Below are 1,711 nucleotides of genomic sequence, written 5' to 3' on the forward strand. Positions count from 1 at the left end.
CCCGGATTCGCGAATATTGATGTCCCAGCGTAACACCGCGATCCCCGGGAGGGATGGCAACACCTGCGGAACCACGGCATTGTCTATGACCTACATCCGACTGGCGCGGTCGACGAAACGACATCGACGCGATAGGGCCGTCTAATCAAAAAGGTCAATGCAGCATGACCAATAGACTCCATTGTCGCAATCCTAGGCACCACTTAAAAAAACTGGATGGACAGACTACCGCTTCAGAACCTGCGTGACCTGCTGCGAAGCGCTCTCATTGTTGCGCTGGTGTTTGCCGTCGCGTTTGTGATGGAGGCAAATCACGCTTCAACGTTTGCCTTAGGTCTTGATAAACAGGCCGCGCCTCTCGCAACGGTAGGCCAAGCAACCTTGTCTGGTGATTGCAGCAGCGACCTGGATCATGGCCAAGAATCCAAGAGCAGCAGCAAGTGCTGCTTTGCAGCTTGTCCGTTTCTCGCCACGCTCCCGTGCCCACCCACCGTCGGCTCCCCGACCGCAACATCTGCACCAATCGATTGCAGTTGGCGCAGGCTGTCTGCCACTATCCTCCCTGTTTTACAGCGCCCCCCAATAAGCTGACCCATCCGCTCGCTCGAAACTTGTTTCGCCCATGCGGCGACCATGCGACGGCTCGTGCCAATCCAAAACACCTGCTCACTTCGCGGAACGCTTGGGCGTGCGCGTGATGAGTTTGACGCGAGCTCTTCCTTGAAAATCGAGTTTTATCGCTTTGTGCTGCCGGGGCCTTGCACCGGGCGCGAGCGATCGGTCAGATGGAGAGCCAAAATGCAATATCAAGCTGCTGACATTCCCCAGATCGTCCGACGGACACCCCGAAAGATTTTTCGTCGCATTTGGGAATTACTACCAGAGGCAATTCTGCGAACGGATCTGATGAGGCAGTCGGGGAGATTTATCTATCGGCATTTTACCCGGGACACAGTCCGAGTTCAGAGCCACTACACCTGGTTCATGCGTAATCCGCCACTCTTGAATGCGCTTTCTGTTTTAGTCAAAAGCCGGACGGGAAGTGATGTAAAAATTGCTTCCATCGGTTGCAGCACAGGTGCCGAGCTTTACTCCCTGCTTTACATCCTCAGGCGAGATCACCCCGAATTGGTCATCACTGGTGTGGGGGTCGATCTATCTGCTGCTGTCGTTCGTGCAGCCGAAGTTGGGATCTACCGGCCAAATCAATCTGCAGCGGCCAATGCTCTCTTTCTTGAGGGGCGACCGGAGGTGATGTCCTCAGACATTGGTGCGTTGGGAGATATCCTCGAACTAAACGGCGACGGGACACTGTCGGTTCAGTATTGGCTCAAGGAGGGGACCACGTGGTTGACGGGAGATGCAACCGATCCCAACCTGCTGGCGGCGCTGCCGCAACAAGACATTGTGCTGGCGAACAATGTTATCGGACCAATGGAAGACGTTGTCGCCGAAGCGTGCTTGTTAAACGTCATGAAGCTCGTATTGCCTGGCGGCTATCTTGTCGTGGATGGCATCGATCTCGATCTCAAGACGCGGATTATGATGGGATCCGAATTTGCTCCGGCGCGCATTTCACAGGAAAATATCTGGAATGCCGACACCTCTAAAATAGGTTGGCCGTGGATACGATGGGGTCGTGAGCCGTGGGACGACAAGGTACCTAACAGTTCCTGGCGCTATTCTTGTGTATTCGAGCGTTTGAAATGAC

At 54.6% G+C, this 1,711-nt stretch carries 1 protein-coding gene; it reads left to right on the forward strand.

Going from position 1 to position 1,711, the window contains the following annotated elements; genetic code table 11:
• The first annotated feature begins 720 nt into the window (after positions 1-720).
• Positions 721-1,710: a CheR family methyltransferase gene (locus tag PDO_RS14330; RefSeq protein WP_160167042.1), complete on the forward strand. Its 990-nt coding sequence runs from the start codon at positions 721-723 to the stop codon at positions 1,708-1,710.
• The last annotated feature ends 1 nt before the right edge of the window (position 1,711 follow it).

The organism is Rhizobium sp. PDO1-076, assembly GCF_000247475.1.
Lineage (GTDB): Bacteria > Pseudomonadota > Alphaproteobacteria > Rhizobiales > Rhizobiaceae > Allorhizobium.